This window comes from Halogranum rubrum (genome assembly GCF_900114455.1).
Classification (GTDB): domain Archaea; phylum Halobacteriota; class Halobacteria; order Halobacteriales; family Haloferacaceae; genus Halogranum; species Halogranum rubrum.
In genome coordinates this window covers 975,953-992,921 of sequence record NZ_FOTC01000001.1, presented here as the reverse complement: position 1 = coordinate 992,921, position 16,969 = coordinate 975,953, and the positions used below count along the sequence as shown (strand labels likewise).

At 64.3% G+C, this 16,969-nt stretch carries 14 protein-coding genes and 1 tRNA gene; 5 read left to right on the top strand and 10 right to left on the bottom strand.

Annotated elements, in window-relative coordinates; genetic code table 11:
- From BM083_RS04745 to BM083_RS04735, 3 genes are all read right to left on the bottom strand, one after another.
- A complete protein-coding gene (locus BM083_RS04745) occupies nucleotides 1-1,860 on the bottom strand; it encodes an ABC transporter ATP-binding protein (protein ID WP_177197577.1) in 1,860 nt (619 codons plus the stop codon).
- A gap of 295 nt (nucleotides 1,861-2,155) precedes the next feature.
- Nucleotides 2,156-3,316: an ABC transporter permease gene (locus BM083_RS04740; RefSeq protein WP_089866424.1), complete on the bottom strand. Its 1,161-nt coding sequence runs from the start codon at nucleotides 3,314-3,316 to the stop codon at nucleotides 2,156-2,158.
- Nucleotides 3,313-4,872: a COG1361 family protein gene (locus BM083_RS04735; protein WP_089866421.1), complete on the bottom strand. Its 1,560-nt coding sequence runs from the start codon at nucleotides 4,870-4,872 to the stop codon at nucleotides 3,313-3,315. Before BM083_RS04735 ends, BM083_RS04740 begins: the two co-directional genes overlap by 4 nt.
- A 127-nt stretch (nucleotides 4,873-4,999) precedes the next feature.
- Between BM083_RS04735 and trmY the strand changes: the two genes are divergently transcribed.
- The gene (gene trmY, locus BM083_RS04730) at nucleotides 5,000-5,596 is read left to right on the top strand and encodes a tRNA (pseudouridine(54)-N(1))-methyltransferase TrmY (RefSeq protein WP_089866419.1); all 597 of its coding nucleotides are present in this window, start codon (nucleotides 5,000-5,002) and stop codon (nucleotides 5,594-5,596) included.
- A 96-nt stretch (nucleotides 5,597-5,692) separates the two neighbouring features.
- Nucleotides 5,693-5,765: transfer RNA gene (locus tag BM083_RS04725), tRNA-Pro, on the top strand.
- Nucleotides 5,766-5,985: 220 nt separating this feature from the next.
- On the opposite strand, the gene BM083_RS04720 is transcribed toward BM083_RS04725, so the two are convergent.
- The gene (locus tag BM083_RS04720) at nucleotides 5,986-6,801 is read right to left on the bottom strand and encodes a hypothetical protein (protein ID WP_089866416.1); all 816 of its coding nucleotides are present in this window, start codon (nucleotides 6,799-6,801) and stop codon (nucleotides 5,986-5,988) included.
- Nucleotides 6,802-6,945: 144 nt separating this feature from the next.
- On the opposite strand from BM083_RS04720, the gene BM083_RS04715 reads away from it, so the two are divergent.
- Both BM083_RS04715 and BM083_RS04710 read left to right on the top strand, forming a co-directional pair.
- Nucleotides 6,946-7,842, top strand: coding sequence for an alpha/beta fold hydrolase (locus BM083_RS04715; protein WP_089866412.1), 897 nt, complete (start codon nucleotides 6,946-6,948; stop codon nucleotides 7,840-7,842).
- Between the two features lie 53 nt (nucleotides 7,843-7,895).
- On the top strand, nucleotides 7,896-9,182 hold the full coding sequence (locus BM083_RS04710) for a glycoside hydrolase family 68 protein (RefSeq protein ID WP_089866409.1): 1,287 nt from the start codon (nucleotides 7,896-7,898) through the stop codon (nucleotides 9,180-9,182).
- A 158-nt stretch (nucleotides 9,183-9,340) separates the two neighbouring features.
- Here BM083_RS04710 and BM083_RS04705 read toward each other — a convergent pair whose 3' ends face one another.
- The 3 genes from BM083_RS04705 to BM083_RS04695 form a co-directional block, all read right to left on the bottom strand.
- Nucleotides 9,341-10,288, bottom strand: coding sequence for a hypothetical protein (locus BM083_RS04705; RefSeq protein WP_143085679.1), 948 nt, complete (start codon nucleotides 10,286-10,288; stop codon nucleotides 9,341-9,343).
- A 171-nt stretch (nucleotides 10,289-10,459) separates the two neighbouring features.
- Nucleotides 10,460-10,645 carry a hypothetical protein gene (locus BM083_RS04700; protein WP_089866401.1) on the bottom strand — a complete coding sequence of 62 codons (186 nt, stop codon included), beginning with the start codon at nucleotides 10,643-10,645 and terminating at the stop codon, nucleotides 10,460-10,462.
- Nucleotides 10,646-10,689: 44 nt separating this feature from the next.
- Nucleotides 10,690-12,840, bottom strand: a complete 2,151-nt coding sequence (locus BM083_RS04695) for a GH32 C-terminal domain-containing protein (protein WP_089866398.1) — start codon at nucleotides 12,838-12,840, stop codon at nucleotides 10,690-10,692.
- 181 nt (nucleotides 12,841-13,021) lie between these two features.
- Between BM083_RS04695 and BM083_RS23140 the strand changes: the two genes are divergently transcribed.
- Nucleotides 13,022-15,151: a right-handed parallel beta-helix repeat-containing protein gene (locus tag BM083_RS23140; protein ID WP_177197538.1), complete on the top strand. Its 2,130-nt coding sequence runs from the start codon at nucleotides 13,022-13,024 to the stop codon at nucleotides 15,149-15,151.
- A gap of 111 nt (nucleotides 15,152-15,262) precedes the next feature.
- Here the strand turns inward: BM083_RS23140 and BM083_RS04685 are convergent, their stop codons facing one another.
- From BM083_RS04685 to BM083_RS04675, 3 genes are all read right to left on the bottom strand, one after another.
- The gene (locus tag BM083_RS04685; RefSeq protein ID WP_089866395.1) at nucleotides 15,263-15,607 is read right to left on the bottom strand and encodes a hypothetical protein; all 345 of its coding nucleotides are present in this window, start codon (nucleotides 15,605-15,607) and stop codon (nucleotides 15,263-15,265) included.
- A gap of 122 nt (nucleotides 15,608-15,729) precedes the next feature.
- Nucleotides 15,730-16,041, bottom strand: a complete 312-nt coding sequence (locus BM083_RS24055; RefSeq protein WP_089866392.1) for a lycopene cyclase domain-containing protein — start codon at nucleotides 16,039-16,041, stop codon at nucleotides 15,730-15,732.
- A gap of 49 nt (nucleotides 16,042-16,090) precedes the next feature.
- Entirely contained in the window at nucleotides 16,091-16,942 is an 852-nt protein-coding gene (locus tag BM083_RS04675) for a UbiA family prenyltransferase (protein WP_089866389.1), read from the bottom strand.
- Nucleotides 16,943-16,969 lie beyond the last annotated feature (27 nt).

The window sequence follows — 16,969 nt, the reverse complement described above, 5'->3', positions numbered from 1 at the left end:
TCAGTCGGTCTCGACCGCAGAACGTTCGCGGCGAGCTAACTCGTCGAGGATGTCGGCATCCGCTTCGTCGAGTGCGCCGGCTTGGATGTTCCACAACGTCGCGTAGAGACCGTTCTGTGCGAGCAACTCGTCGTGTGTCCCTCGCTCGACGACTCGCCCGCCGTCGAGGACGAGAATCTGGTCGGCGTGGCGAACCGTCGAGAGTCGGTGCGCGATGACCATCGTCGTCCGACCCTCGGTCAACCGAGCGAGCGCCCGCTGGATGTAGAGTTCCGTCTCGGTGTCGACGGCGCTCGTCGCCTCGTCGAGGACGAGGACGGCCGGGTCCTGCAACATGGCACGAGCGAGGCTGATGCGCTGACGCTGACCGCCGGAGAGTTTCACACCACGCTCTCCGATTCGGGTGTCGTAGCCGTCGGGCAGACGTTCGATGAACTCCTGGGCCTCGGCCGCCTCCGCGGCGGCGACCATCTCGACTTCCGTCGCGTCGAACGCGCCATAGGTCAGGTTCTCTCGAACCGTCCCGTCGAACAGGTAGACCTCTTGGCTGACGTACCCCACGGCCGAGCGGAGACTGTCGAGTCGAACGTCTCGAACGTCGGTTCCGTCGAGTCGGATCGTCCCATCAGTCACGTCGTAGAGGCGCAGAAGGAGCTTCGCCGCCGTCGACTTCCCGGCACCGGTCGGGCCGACGAGTGCGACTGTCTGGCCAGGGTCGACAGTGAAGTCGACGTCGTGGAGGACGGGAACGCCGTTCGCGTAGGCGAAGTCGACGCCGTCGTACTCGATAGCCCCTCGAACGTCGTCGAGCGCGACTGCGTCGGCATCGTCGCCAATAGTGACGGGAAGCGTCGAGAGACCGAAGATACGCTCGCCGGAAGCACGGGCGTTCTCGTAGGCGTTGACGATACGTCCCGCCCCCGCAAGTGGGTCGATGAACCGCTGGGTCATGAACAGGAACGTGACGAACTCGCCGACGAGGAGGTCACCGGTGAAGAACAGCGGAGGCTCCTCTAAGGCGATCCACAGTCCACCGACGACGAACGTAGCCGCGAACGCGACACCCGCGAGGAGTTCCATACTCGGCTGGTAGAGATACTCGAGTTTGACGACGTCCCACGTTCGGTCGTAGTACTCTCGCGAGGCTTCCGTGACGCGGGCCTCCTCGTACATCTCCGTGTTCGACGTCTTGATGACCTCGATGCCGCTGAGGTTGTTCTCCAGACGCGTGTTGAGCGCACCGACGCTGGCGCGAAGCGCTCGGTAGAGCGGTCGAATCGTCGTCATGAACCGGAGCGTGAACACCGTGAGAAGCGGGACGGCGACGAGCGTGACGAGCGCGAGTTGCCAGTTCAATGTGAACAGGATGACGGCGATACCGACGACGGTGACGACGAGTTGAATCGCCCCCGAGAGCGTGCTGTCGAGGAACGTCCGGAGGTTCCGGACGTCGTTGTTGAGGACGCTCATGACCTGTCCGGTCTGTTTGTCGTCGAAGAAGGCCATGTCGAGTCGCTGCATCGCGGCGTACGTGTCGGTCCGAACCGCGTGCTGGACGCGGTTCGAGAACAGCGAGAGACCGACGCCTTGCACCCACGAGAAGACGACGCCCAACGCGAACGCACCGAGGATGAGTCCGACGGAGAGCCACACGAGACCCGCCGTCGTCGACGGCATCATCGTGGCGGGGACGAGTGGGAGACCAAACGGTGGCCCGCCCGGTGTGAACACCGAGTCGATAGCGAGGCCCAGCACCAGCGGTGGCGTGAGACTCAGCAGTCGACCGACGATGCTGGCGAGGAGACCGATGACGAACCAGTGGAGGTCCGTTCGACCGTACTCCTCGAAGATGCGGACCAGCGGGTCGCTGTCGGTATCGCGGTACTCGTCGAACGGGTTGGGTGTCTCCGGTTCCAAGTGGTGTTCCTCCGGGCGAGTCGTCGCGACAGCACCCGAGACTTACCTGTAGTTAGGGACCGAACAGATTTGAACTGCGCGGAGACTGTCCGCTGGTTGACCAAACTGGTGAGAAGGCGAACAGACGGCACCCTCGGTTAGGTCACGAAACGCTGTGCCGTACTCCCGCGGGGCGTTTCGTGCGTCGCTCAGCGCACAGGGTCGGTGGTACCGTTCTGTGTGATAAACCCTCACTCGGTCAGCCACCCCGAATCGCGTCGACGGGTCGCTCGTTCGCCGCCTTCCACGCCGGATAGAGTCCGGAGGCGAGGCTGACGACGACGCCGAACGCGAACGCACCGAGGAGGTAGAGGCCGTTCTGTACCGCGACGACGGCCGAGAGCGTCACTTCGGCGACGAAGACGTAGAGAGCCGCCGTGCCGACGACGGCGAGGACGACGCCGAAGACGCCACCGACCACACCGAGGAGCGCGGCCTCGACGAGAATCATCCGCATCACGTCGCGCTTCTGGATACCGACGGCGCGGAAGACGCCGATCTCCTCGCGACGCTCGCTCGTACTCATCAGCATCACGTTCAGGATGCTCACGCCGGCGACGAACAGCGAGATAGAGCCGATGGCGAGCAGGAACGCCGAGAGCAGGTCGAAGAAGTCGCCGATCTGGTCGATGATAGAGGAGAGTTCGAAGACGTCGACACGTTCGTCGCGGGCGTTCAGTTGTTCGCGGATACCGTCTGCGATACGGGCGGCCTCCGCCCCGGAGTCGGCCTGCACGATGACCTGCGTGTACTCCTCTTCGACGAACGCGGCGGGTGGGAGAATCACCGCGTTGTCCGACGAGACGGGCGAGATTCCCTCCTGGGGTTCGAGGACGGCGACGATTCGGTATTCGGCGCCTTCGATGGTGAGCGTCCGTCCCACGCCGACGCCGAGGTCGGCGGCCACGTCCGACCCGACGATAGCCCCACGAGCGTGTCGCTCGGGGAGTTCACCGTCGGCGGCGACGAACAGCGAGGCTGGCTCTTCGGTCCCGTAGAGTGTGACGAACGTTCGGCTCTCGCCACGCTCTGCGACTGCGCCGCCCGTGACCAGCGGGACCACCTCCGCGCCCTCGGCGATACGCTCTATCTGCTGGACGTCTCGGGGACTGACAGTCTCGCTGCCCACGTCGGCGTTGGGACTGACGATGACCTGGTTGCCGAGGCCGCCGAGCGAGTCCGCCGCGGTGAGTTCGAGGACGGTTCCGAGGATTCCCAGCGCGGCGATGGCGAAGACGCCGACGACGATACCGAGCACCGCGAGTCCAGACCGGAGTCGGTTACGGCTGAGGTTGCGCCGGGCGAGGAGGAGCGACGGCGAGCGGTCGGCGAGTGACGACGAGGGGTCGCGGTTGCTCATCGGCGGAATCGGTCGAATCGCCCCGACCGATGCGCGAGGACGAGGAGCGCAGGAACGCCCACGAGGAGTGCGATGCCGGTGCCGAGCGCCGGGATACTTAGTCCGGTGCGGGTTCGCTCGCGCTCCGAGACGTCGTACGGCAAGTCGTAGACGTGGTCGTACCGGACACCGTCGACCTGATACGTGACCCGAACGGGTACCGTCGTCGCCGACTCGTTGACCTCCGCGGTCAGGTCGAACGGGGCGAAGTCGCTACCGCCGACCGTTCCCACGAAGTAGTCGCGCTGTGGGTAGGTGGGTTCAACGAGTTCAGACGGGAGGACGGCGACGACGAGACCCGTCGCCTCCGCGCGGCCGACGTTGGCGGCGTTGCCCGAGAGGGTGACTCGTCCGTCGTCGGTGCGCGTCATCTCCACGTCGGTGATACGAACGTCGCCGACGAGGGGTCGGTAGGCGTAGGTCGTCTCCGTCCGACTCTCGCGGACGCCCGCCTCGTAGTCGACGACGACTCGCACGGCCTCGGTCTGTCTGACCTCTCGGTGGTCGCCGAGCGCCGTCGCGCTCTCGCCGGGGAGAATCGGTCCGGAGACGGCCTGTCTGGGGAGCGAGACGTTCGCCGTCGACGGCGCGACGACGACGTCGTCGAGGGCGACGGTACCGAAGTTGGTGACGACCACTTCGACGAACGTCGGGTCTGGTTCGACGGTCTCCCCTGCTTCTCCCGCGTCGGTGACCGCCCCGCCGCCGGTGAGCAGTCCTTGGAGGTCGCCGACGTCGGTTCCGCCGTCGTCTTCGGTCGGCCGGACTGGTCGCACCTCGACGCCGACGTCGTCGACGTAGGGTTCGACGGTCACCGTCCGAGTGAGGCGTGTCGTCGCCTCCGTCCCCGACTCACTCGTGTAGTCGACTCGGACGGCGAGTTCCTGTTCGCCGCTCGTGGCCGGAATCGTCGTGAGGTTCACCGTTACCGTCTCACCAGCGTCGAGAAGCGGGACGACCCGTCGGTCTTCGACACTCTCGCCGAACGGTCGGTCGAAGCCAACGACGAGATTTCGGACAGGTGTCGCCGCCGGGTTCGCGAGCGTCACCTGGACTCGGCTTTCGGCGTCGACGGCGGGGTCGAACACGTCGAGTGTCGCCTGCGGGGCGGCGCGTTCGACGGCGACGGGGACGGGGTGGGAGATGCTGACGGTGTCTCGGTTCGCGTCGGTCCCCGAGATACGGAGTTCCAGCGTTCGTACGCCCGGTTCGTCGAACCGCGCCGTCAGCGGGACGGTCACGGAGTCACCCGTCGAGAGCGACCCGACGTTCTCCGCCTCGTCGAGTCGGCCGTCGGGGCCGCGGAGGACGATTCGGTCGACGTCGACGGCTGAGGCGCTCCCGACGGAGTTCTGCACCGTCGCGGTGACGGTGATAGTCTCGCCGACGAGCGGCGTCTCGGGTTCGACAGTCACGGCCGAGACAGTGAGGCGGACGTCGGGGACACCCACGGCTACCGTCGGCGTCGTCGACAGCACCGACAGGAGGACGAGGAGCGTGAGGAGGACCCGTTGCATACCCGAGTCAGGGGCCACGAGAGCATAGCGGTAGCGCCGAGGTGACGAATCGACGAACCGGCGAGTCGACAGGGTGAGCACGGAGGCGAGTGAACAGAGCCATTACCCACTCGCCGTATCCCCAGATATGCGTCAGTTCATCGTCCTCGGTCACGACGTCCCTACCCATTCCGACTTCTCGCTCGACGACATCGCGGGCGGCGCGGGCCGCCTCGACGTGCTGTGTCGCTGTGTCAACTCGGCGTTCTTCCTCTCGCACGCCATCCGTGAGGACGTCCGCGTCCACCTCGTTCTCGGCGACGAACTCACCGTTCGCTTCGAGGGGAGTGAACTCCGGCGACTCAACCCCGACGAGCGGAGTACGGCCGCACTGGTTCGCAAGGCACTGGAGAAGAAAGACGAGGCTATCGGCCACATGCCCGCCGAGTCGTCGCCGGGTGTCTCGGTCTACCGGATGGACTTCGAGGCGACGCTGGAGGCGGCGTCGAGAGACGCGACGGTCGTCCAGTTGCACGAGGACGGCGACCCAGTCGTCGACGTCGAACCGCCGGAGAATCCGCTGTTCGTCCTCTCGGACCACAACGACTTCACCGACGAGGAGGCCGAACTGCTGGCCGAGGCGGCCGACGAACGGGTCCGTATCGGCCCGAAGGTGCTCCACGCCGACCACTCGATGACGGTGATACACAACTACCTCGACACGGACGGGTACGAGACGTACTGAATCGAGTGACAGCACGGGGGTCGCAGTGCGCTAACGGGCCGCGCTCGGTCGACGTATCATAACCCTTAAACACTATCCTCGCATCCGATAACATGCGGGCCGTTGGGGTAGCTTGGTATCCTTCGAGCATCGGGTGCTCGGAACCTCGGTTCAAATCCGGGACGGCCCACTTCTCTCACAACTCACCTACCGAGCGTCGCCGAGCGATAGCGAGGCGTATGCGAGTCTCAATCGAGTTGTGAGGAAGTGGTTACTGAGGATTTGAACCCTGCAAGACGAGCGAAGCGAAGCGAGCACGTCTTGCGCTGGTTCACAATCCGGGACGGCCCACGTCTCTCGTGAATCACTTCCTGAGCAGCGCCGCCGGGAGAAACGACGAGATGTGAGTGTCAGAGTACGACGGCGTCGTCGTCGAGCCACTCGTCTTCGGTCTGTCGAGCAATCGGGCTCTCCTCGATAATTTGCGGTTCGGAGATAGTGTCGTCGAAGCGGTCCGGACTCGGATTCACTGCTTCGAGACCGGAGCAGAACTGCGACCCCTGTCGGCCGAAGGCGGTCACGATGCCGCCGAGTCGACGCTCCTCGAACGACGTCTCGCGCGGGTCGGGGAACTGGTCGCGGACGACCTGTGCGCTCTCTCTGATGCGTTCGGCGGCCTGTCGCTGCGAGTACTGACTCTCGCAGTGGTACACCTCGGCGTACTCCTCGTCGAGTTCTTCGGCCGAGTGTTCGGGTGACTCGTACCAGACGACGTTGTCGTTCACACCGCCGCGAGCGAACCGAACGTTGACCGTACAACAGTCGGGGTATCGGAGGACGATTGGGAAGACGACCATGTCCGTGACCGTGAACATCTGCTGGATGCGCCAGATTCCTTCCGAGAGGTACGCCGCCATCGCCGCGACGCCGTCCGCCCGGTCACCAGACGAGTAGGCGAGTGCGGCGCCCTCGAAGTCGTCGCCCGCATCGCGTTCGACGGCGTCGCGGTAACTCTGTGCGATACCGTCGAGTTGTGACTCGTAGACGTCCAACATCGGCACGTCCGGGTCTTCGATGAGGTCGGCTTTCTGCTCTTGGGCGGCGGCCGTCGTCGCCATGTTCAGATGGAGACCGAGTTCGGCCGCCTCGTTCGGGAGCGGGATTCGAATCGCACGGCGATGGAGGAGCCTCGAATCACCGGTGAATCTCGACCTGTGATGGCTCATCTCCTTCGGTTGCGAGGCCGATTGATACAAACATTTGGTTTCGTCTCTGTCAGTTCGACTGCCGAGAGAAATCCGTCGACCGGTAGTCGTCGCGTCGGCGACGAACCCCGCGACGTTTAGTGACGCTCGGCCGAACAGTCGACCATGGCCACCTACACACGGATGGTCCACCGACAGACAGTCGTCAACGACGTTCGCCTCCACTACGTCGAAGCGGGCGATGACGACGACGAGACTATCGTCCTCCTCCACGGCTTCCCCGAGTGCTGGTACTCCTGGCACGAACAGATTCCCGCACTCGCGAAGGAGTACCACGTCGTCGCACCCGACTTGCGCGGCTACAACCGCTCGGAGAAACCACACGGCGTCGACGCCTACCGGATGTCCGAACTCACCGCCGACGTGGTCGAGTTGATTCGGGAGTTCGGTGATAGTGGCCACCTCGTCGCCCACGATTGGGGCGGCGGTATCGCGTGGAACGTCGCCGCTCGCCACTCCGACGTGGTCGATACGCTCTCCATCCTGAACGCGCCGCATCCTGGCGCGTTCGAGCGTGAACTGCGCCGGAACGGCGAGCAACGCCGGAAGTCGTGGTACATGGCCTTCTTCCAACTGCCGTGGCTCCCCGAGTGGTGGCTCACTCGACGCGACTGCGCGGCGTTCGACGAGATTCTCAGAGAGGGGGCGTCGACGCCCGACGCCTTCAGCGACGCCGACGTCGAGCGGTACAAAGAGGCCTTCTCGAAACCCGGTGCGGCCACGTCTGCCATCAACTACTACCGGTCGGTGATTCGCGAGGAGGCGAAGAACCTCGTACCGTTCGTCGACGGCGACGTAGCCGCACGTGACGTCGACGTACCGACGCTCCTCCTGTGGGGTGAAGACGATATGGCACTCGTTCCAGAACTGACCGAGGGCCTCGACCGGTGGGTGTCGGACCTGACGGTCCAGCGCATCCCCGACGCGAGTCACTGGGTCCAGATGGACGCGCCGGAACGCGTGAACGAGGAACTGCTGGCGTTCGTCGGCAAGCGGTCGTAAGTTCGCCCGACGCGGACCGGGAACTTTTCGAGTACACACGAAAACCTCGCCGTATGACTCTTCCATCTCCTGACGGCGGGCGGCGCCCGAGTTCGTGGACTCGCGAGCAAGCCGAGCGAATCGAACGCACCGACGACAACGTCGCGCCAATCATCTATCCCCCGACGAACGACGCCTTTCCCGAACTCCACATCTGGGACACGTGGCTCCTGCGGACCCGCGACGGGTCGATGGCCGACTTCGACGGCTGGCGCGTCGTCGTCTCGCTGACCGCTCCGGCAGACCTCCTCCCCGGCAAGCGCCACGACGTCGCCGCACTCCGATACTTCTACTCCCGAGACGGACAGGAGTGGCACCGCGGCGGGCGCGTCTTCGAGGAAGGCACGACGTTCGGGTCGCGGCAGTGGGCCGGGTCCGCGCTCTACGACGACGGCGACTTGTACTTCTTCTACACCGCTTCTGGTCGGAAGGGAGAGGAAGAACTGACCTACGAACAGCGTCTCGCCGTCGGCCACGGCGGGAGCGTCGAGGCGGACGACGACGGCGTCGACATCTCCGGGCCGTTCGAACACGAGATTATGCTCACCGCCGACGGCGAGCACTACGAGACTGAATCCCAGTCCCGTGGGATGATCTACACTTTCCGCGACCCGTGGTTCTTCGAGGACCCGCAGACTGGAAAGACGCATCTCCTCTTCGAGGGCAACACGCCCGTTCCCGAAGGGAGCGACGCCTGCGGCGGCGACGCGGCCCAACAGGAGTTCAACGGCTGTATCGGCGTCGCTACTTCCGAGAGCGGCGACCCGACGGAGTGGGAGATACAGCCACCGCTGGTCGAAGGGACGTGCGTCAATCAGGAACTCGAACGCCCGCACGTCGTCGTCCGCGACGACCGCTACTACCTCTTCACGCCGAGTCACGAACACACGTTCGCACCGGGTCTCCACGGCTTCGACGGCCTCTACGGCTTCGTCGCCGACTCGCTCGACGGCGAATACGAACCGCTGAACGAGTCGGGTCTCGTCGTCGCCAACCCGGGGAACGCGCCGTTCCAAGCCTACTCGTGGCTCGCGTTCGACCACCGCGACGAGATTCTGGTTCACAGTTTCTTCAACTACTACGACCTACGCGGTCGGTCGCTGGACGACGTGGCCGACTTACCGCCGGAAGAACAGCAGCGTCGCTTCGGCGGCAACTTCGCGCCGACGCTCCGACTCGGCGTCGACGGCGACGAGACGTGGGTCCGCGGGACGCTCGCTCACGGGCACATCCCGACGAGAGACGAGGAGTTGGAGGAACCGTTCGAGCCGCGTCGTGGCCGGCGGTTCGGCGGCTACTGAACGGGTAGCGCCTGAGAGTTATCTGTACATTCTGTCGACGTCTATTACGATTTTGACGATTTGGCCGTGCTGAATAGAGAGCGCGAGTGGGCCAGAAGCAGCGGCGAAGGACCGCTCACTCGGATTGTTCGAGACAGAGTACGACCCAATCGATGCCATCAGGTTCCAAGAACTGCGGCGACAACTGCGGAGTAGAACACAGTGCTCACGATGGCGTAGGTCGCGTAGACGAGCGTCGGGCTGACCAGCGACTCTGTTCTATCGTACGTGTAAGCCGCGAGACCGACGACCGCCGCTCGAGTCAGCACTACGAGACCTCCCTCTGGGGAGCCAGCCTCGGTCATGAGGACGAAAACAGCGAGCACGAGCGTCGCTAGCGTGGCCAGCAATCCCAGCCCGTGCATCCGGCTGGCATCACTCCGCTCGTCCGCATAGACGACGATGCCGAGTGCGAGCACGAACAGTACCGCTACCGCGGCGCGAGCCCCCCAGAGAGATACCCACGGTCCATTAGTGAACGATCCATACGTGACGACGGTCGATGCCACCAGATACCCACCCAGGAGCGTCGTCACGACGACGGTCAGATTACGGTCGTGGTCGAACACACGCTGGAGCGCTCCCTGAATGAGAACGTGATACAGGAGGACCATCCCCGACACGAAATACGCTACCCGTATCAACCTCCGGTTGAAGAAGATGCCGCCCAGTTCGAAGACTGTGGACGCGACGTGACTGACTCCGACATCCACACGCAGGGCGAGCAGCAGGAACGGGAGCGTGGCGAGCACTGCCGTACCGGGTACGACAGCGGCTATCAACCATCCATCCGTCCGGTTGGGGAGTGACACAGGGAGTGAGTAACCCCGCCAGGATGCATACGAGATGGTAATTACACCCATCCCGGCCAGAGCGAGCACGCTTCGTACGACCAACAGCGTGGTGTCGCTGTCGAGGAAATACGGGTCGAGGACGTTGTCCAGAGCGATCGTGAAGGCGTGGAATCCGACGAACAGTGCGACCACGATACCCAACTCGACGACGAACGCGCGCCGAACAAAATTGTCGATGACTGCACGTGTTGGAGGAGTTTGACCGAGGACCATAGAACCACATATTGTTGGGAACTTAATATAAATTTTCCTGAGTATCATGTGGCCGCATAGATGTAGACTTCTGAGTAAGGAGAAACAACGTGCTGTAGAGCGTGTAGTGTCGTTTCGACATCGACAGAGTACATCTCCCAACGATTCGCCGAACGAAGAACCGCAGTCGGGTCACTCGGCGTCGGCGCCGACGAAGTGCTCCTCGTCTCCGTGGTCGACGACACTCGCCATCGCGCCGAGTGCGATACCGACGACTGCACCGACGACCGCTCCCACGGCGGTTCCACCGATGAGAAAGCCGGCGACGGTGAACGTCACCGCGGGAACGACGATTTCGACTGGATGTAGCTCGTCCATATCCTGCCTACGCGTTCTCGATATAAATAATTTCCATTCGTCTGTCATTCTTCGTGGGCGTCGAACTCCGGCCACGTCGCGTCCATCTCCCACACGTCGAGTCGGTCGACGGTGACGCTCCCACCCTTCGCGTAGAGCGACACGCCGTCGCTGTCCTCGCGAGTCGGGTAGACGCGAGTCGTGAGACAGCGGTGGTCGTCGGCGAACAGTTCGAGCGTCGACCCGTCGAGGAAGACGCGGAGTCGGAGCGACCCCGAACCGTCGACGGGCATCCGCTGGGCGTCTGTGGCGACCTGGGTACTCCGACTGGCGTGCGCCCGGTCGACGACGAGTTCGTCGCCCGTGTACCGAATCGGGGTGCGCTCTACGCCGTCGGGCGACTCGCGGACGACGAGACCGAACTCGTCCGCGCCGTTGAGGGTGAGTTCGAGGTCGAACTCCAGGGCAACGCCGCGCACGTCGAGGACGCTCGGGTCGGTTGGGGTGAGCGTCAGGTTCTCGTGTTGGACGTGGTCGCCACGGAGTTGCTGGAGTTCTTCTGCGGGTCGCTGCCGGAGTGTGCCGTCCTCTGCGAGGTCCAACTGGCGCGGAATCGAGAGTAGTCCCGACCACCCGGCGTCCCACTGCGCGGCCTCGTCGCGCGTCTCTTTGACCCACCCCCACGTGAGGTGTCGGCCGTCGTCGCACTGCATCGACTGGGGCGCGTAGAACTCGCCGTAGTCGAGGACACCGGACTGTTCACGGTCGAGTCGCCCGTCGCGGAGTTCGCCGAGGTAGTACGGCACCGTCTCGTAGTTCGAGACGTGCAGTAGCTGTTTCTCGCCGAAGTCGAGGAGTTCGGGGCACTCCCACATGTGGCCTGCTCCTTCCCAGTCGCCGGTCAGCATCGGGCCGAGGTAGGTCCACTCGCGGAGGTCTTCGGAGCGATAGAGTAGTGCCGTCCCGCCGACGTCGCGGATACCCGACCCGACGAGTTGGTACCACGACCCGTCGTCGACCCAGATGCAGTGGTCGCGGAACTCCGCCTCCCAGTGCTCGGTGCCCAAGATGTGGAGTTCGGACGGCGGGGCGTCGATGACGGGGTTGTCGTCGAGTTTCTCCCACGTCCTGAGTTCGGGGTCCGTTGCCGTCGCCAGACACGGCAGTTGGTGGCGGTCACGGCCGCCGGTGTAGAGGAGCGTGACGGTCCCGTCGTCGTCGACGGCACAGCCGGACCAACAGCCGTCGGCGTCGGGGCTGTCGGGCGTCGGCGCGAGTGCGACCGGCTCGTCTCGCCAGTGGAGCAAGTCGTCGCTCACGGCGTGTCCCCAGTGAATCGTGCCGTGGTACGGCCCGCCCGGGTTGTACTGATAGAAGACGTGATACTGGTCGTTCCACTGGATGAGCCCGTTGGGGTCGTTGAGCCAGTTCGCCGGCGGAGAGAGGTGATAGCGCGGTCGGTTTTTGTCGCCTGCGAACGCGTCACGGAGTCGCTGGAACCCCTCGGGCGTCTGTGGGCGGGTCGTCGGTGTCGTCTCCTCCTCACTGGCAAGCGACGAGAGCACGTTGCCGACGAAGCGAGCGCGTCGACCGGCGTGTTCCTCTCCCGGCGGAGCGTCGAACGTGATACCCGACCCGACGCCGACGACGCTCCCCTCGCCGACGGTCCACGAGACAGTCGAGACCTGTCGTGGGTGGTCGGTGTCGCCGCGGACGGTGCTCGCGAGGACGTCACCCGTCGACGGCAGTCGGCGTTCGTAGCGGGCGACCGGTTGCGTGCCGCCGGGGCCGCGCGTGGGGATGCGAAGTCCCTCGAACCCGTCGAACGCGGGGTGGTCGGCGTGGAGGCGTTTGACGAGGAGCCCCGTCGACTCGTGGACGTCTTCGACGCCGTTCACATCGGGGCCGATGGGGTCGATGCCCAGCGCTGGGACGGTGGTGAGCGCGTGGAGTCCGAGGAAGAGTCCGCCGCCGTCTCGCAGGTAGGCACCGAGCGGTCCTTCGAGTGCATTCACACGTTCGTCGTCAGTGGGTTCATCCCGGTGCCACCACAGAACGTCGTACCTGGCGAGTTCACCCGCTCCCTGTACGACGTCGGCGACGGCGAGACGGTCACAGTCCGCACCGGTCTCCGCACACCAGTCGTACGCCGCCTGCTGTTCCGGCGAGCAGTCGTCGAGATAGAGGCAGCCAACTCGCACCGACGAGTCAATCATCACCTCCACACACAGAGCGACTCGGTATATCAACATCGCTCCCGGAGACGACTGACAAAGGAGTGATTCATATTTGAATATACATATCAACTGTTCGCACTCTTCTCACACGATATATAAGTCTTCTCGCCAATCTGCTGCCACTGACTTTATGGTCGTGTTCACTGACCGCACGCATGCAATGGTACGAGACCAATCGGGTCACTACGCGCTGAGCCGGCGGACCCTTCTGGGGTCGGTCGGTCTCGCGTGCCTCTCTGTCGGTGCGGGCGGTTCCGTCGTGGCGGCGGCGGAATCGGACTACGATACGGTCGTAGACATCGAGGAGGCGGGTGCAGACAGCAGTGGTGGCGAACCCATCGACGACGTCTTCGACGACGTCAAAGGCGACGATACCCTCGTGCGGTTCCCGGAAGGGACCTATCGAGCGAACAGGCTCATCATCTATCAGTTGACCAACTTCGCGATGGTCGGCGAGGGGGACGTGAGACTCGTTCCCGGCGACGACTACGACCCCGACCTGTGGTTGGCTGGTGCAGAGACGCGGGACGTCCACATCGAGAACTTCACGTTCGACCATCGCGGCGACGACGTCTCGCCACAGGTCGACATCGGCGTTCACGACGGACTCGTCTTCCGCGACGTCACGAAGATCGGAAGCCACGACGGTGGTGGGCCGGCGGTAGGACTCAACATCTACGACGGCGGGTCGGCACTCGTCGAACGCTACGTCGCCACCGACGGCGGCCAATCGGTCGGCCTCTACGCGAGCGGTGATGGCTCGCTGACCGTCCGTGACTCACGTCTCGAACGGTTCGCAGACAACGGCCTCTACGTGTCGAACCTCGGCGGGTCGGTTACCGTCGACGGCGGCGTCTATCGGAACAACAACGTCGCACAGATTCGTGTCGGGAGTCCGAACAGCGTCGTCAGTGGTGCCGTCGTCGAAGTCGACGAACCACTGCCACTCCCCGAAGACGAACCACGGAACATGCGCGGCATCCGCATCGCCGACGGACCCGGACCGGTCACCATCGAAGACTGTGACATCACGATGAAGGACAGTGACGGGACGGGCGGTATCGTCGGGGCGTACTCCGGCGGGTCGTTCGACGTCACGGACACCCGCATCTACATCGGTGCAGACTACACGACCATCGGGTCCGACGGGGCGCGAACCGGGTACGGCATCTTCGTCGACCAGGCGACGGCAGCAGACCCGGGGACACGGACGTTCGACGGCGTCTCGATTACTGGCGGTGGCACCTACCGGAGTGCGATAGTGCTCAGACGCGACGGCAACACGGTGCGAAACTGCTGTCTCGAACAGTCCGGGACGGGCCGCGACGGTATCGTCTTCGTGGACTCGACGAACAACACGGTTGTCGATTCGACCATCGACGTCACCGACGACGCCATCCGCGAAGTCGGCGAATCGTCTGTCGAGACGAGTGCCATCAGCACGTCCGGCAGTTGCCCCCTCCCATCGGGCAGTGGCGGCGACTCCGGAACCGCCGTCTCGGGCGAGACGGGGACGGTTCGGACGGACCAAGCCGACGCGGGCGAGTGGCACTCGGTGAGCCTCCAAGGGCAGTACAGCAGACCGGTCGCGTTCGCCAACCCGATTACGTACGAGGGACCGCATCCCTGTGACGTTCGCCTGCGAAACGTCGGCAGCGAGCGCTTCGAGTTCCAACTCGAAGAGTGGATGTACCTCGACAGCGGCGAACACTGGACCGAGACGGCCCACTATCTCGTCCTCGACGACGACGTGACCACCGTTGGCGGCCTCGCCGCCGAAGTCGGGACCGTCCAGACGAACAACCAGTTCAGCGGCGTCGACTTCGACCAGTCGTTCGACACCACGCCGGTCGTCCTCTCGCAGGCACAGACCGTCGTCGGCAGCGACCCCATCACCACTCGCCTCCAGAATCTCGACGCGGACGGGTTCACCGTCCGCCTGCAGGAGGAAGACGGCGAGGAGCACGGCGGCTATCACTACATCGAGACGGTTGGCTACGTCGCCATCGAACCGGGGACGGGGTCCTTCGAAGACCAGCAGTTCGAGGCGGGCCGGACGCCCGAAGCCGTCGACGACGGCTGGTACACCATCGAGTTCGAGAACGACTACGACGACCCACGGTTCCTCGCCGACGTCCAGACGTACAACGGCTGGAACTCGGTCGTCGTCCGCTATCGGAACCTGACGAGCGACAGCGTCGAGGTGTTCTTGCAGGAAGACCAAAGCGAGGACGCCGAGACCAGTCACTACGAGGAGCGCGTCGGCTACGTCGTCGTCGAGAGCGCCTGACTGGCACACACGCTGCGCTCGCTCGTCAGCGAGGTTCAGAGACCAGAGACCAGAGACGCGTGGAAACAGCGCCGAGAGTGTGGAGGGCGAGTAGCGTCGTCGACCGTTCGCTCAGACGACGGTGCTGACGGGGAGTTCGGTGAAGTCGTCGCCGTCTTCGACGGATTCGACGAGTACCTCGGCGACCTGCGCGGCGTCTTCGGGGTCACGGAAGGAGTCACCGAGTCCTGCTTCCCGTTTGGTCCACGTCTCCTCTGTGTCGTCGCGGGTGAACACGTCGACCCACCAGTAGACTTGGAGATGCCGAGAGAACTCCGTGATAGAGACGCGAACGGTCGCGTCGTCGTTCTCGTAGACTACCCGACCGTCGTCGACGGCGTAGCTCCAGTCGTTCGGACGGTTGAGGTCGTACGGGTCGTCGGTAGCGTCGGCGGCGGCGTCTGTCTCGTGCGTCATCGGTAGAGTAGCGGGCACGCTTGGTCCCGCGTTTGGCCCGAACGATTAACCGTCTTTCCCTTCCGTCGTCCGTCTGGTGGCTGTTCTCGTGGGTATTCGTACCGTGACTCCTGGAGTCGTAGCTACTCCTCCTCGGTGAGTTTCCGTATCGTCTCGTGCGTGCCGACGACCATCGCGGGGACGACGACCATGAAGATATGCTCCTCGATGGGGATACCGAGGAACTCGACACCTGTCCGGAGTGGAATCGCGAAGACACCTACTTCTAGCGTGTACCAGTCCCAGACGTAGGCGAAGGGGTAGAGGACGGCGACGGTCCGGGCCGCCTCTCGGACGACTCCGGCGTAGACGACGAGTGCCAGCGCGATGGTCCCCCAGACGACTTCGGTCACGAGATAGGTGTACGGGCCGAAGACACCGATGTCGGGTAACATACTCCCGGTTCGGAGGCGACGAGTAAAAAGCTGTCAGCCGGACAGCGAATCAGGAGAGCGGGTGGAACCACACCGCGACGACGAGGACTGCGAGGAAGACGTACGACCCGCGAATGAGGAGCATCGTCGCGAGTTCGTCGTCACCGCGGGCGGCGAAGGCCGCGACGACGGCGAAGGAGAGCGGTGCGAACACTGCACTCGGTGGGAAGGCCCGGACGACCACGAATCCGACGGCGGCGACGAGACCGAGCATCATGACCGCGAACGCCGCCGTCCGCGCTCGTCGTCGGCCGAGGACGACGGCGACGGTGCGCTTGTCGATAGAGCGGTCGTACTCGTAGTCTTTCGAGTCGTCGATGGTCTTGATACCCGAGAGGATGGCGACGAAGACGACGGCGAACGCGAGCACCGTCGCCGAGAGCGACTCCGCCTGCACGTAGTAGCCGCCGAGGAGCGCGAACCCGATGCCGAGTGGGTAGCCCATCGTCGCCGTCACCGGGTTCGTGTCGAGGTAGGGCGCGTGCAGGTAGCCGAAGAGCCACCCCGGGAGGGTGAGAAGCGCCGCGAGAGGACCGACGAGGACGCCGATAGCGACGGTGCCAGCGACGAAAAGTGCCGTCGACCCGACCAGTGCGAGTCGACAGCCGGCGGCCGTCAGGGGGTGGTCGTCGTCTTCACCCCGGTGGTAGAAGTCGACGTACCCGTCTTTCACGTGGGCCGTGTAGAGTGCGACGAACGCCGTCGCGACGTGGAGGAGTGCCAGTCCGGGGTCAGGAAGCCCGGCGAGTACTGCCCCGAACGCCGACGCTGCCACCGGTGGGAGCATGAATACGGGGTGAATCTGCGAAGCGAGTGCTCGAACTGCACCACCGACACCGGACTCGTGGCGCGCGATGTGCATACACGAAACAAGACGGCGAGCACCATC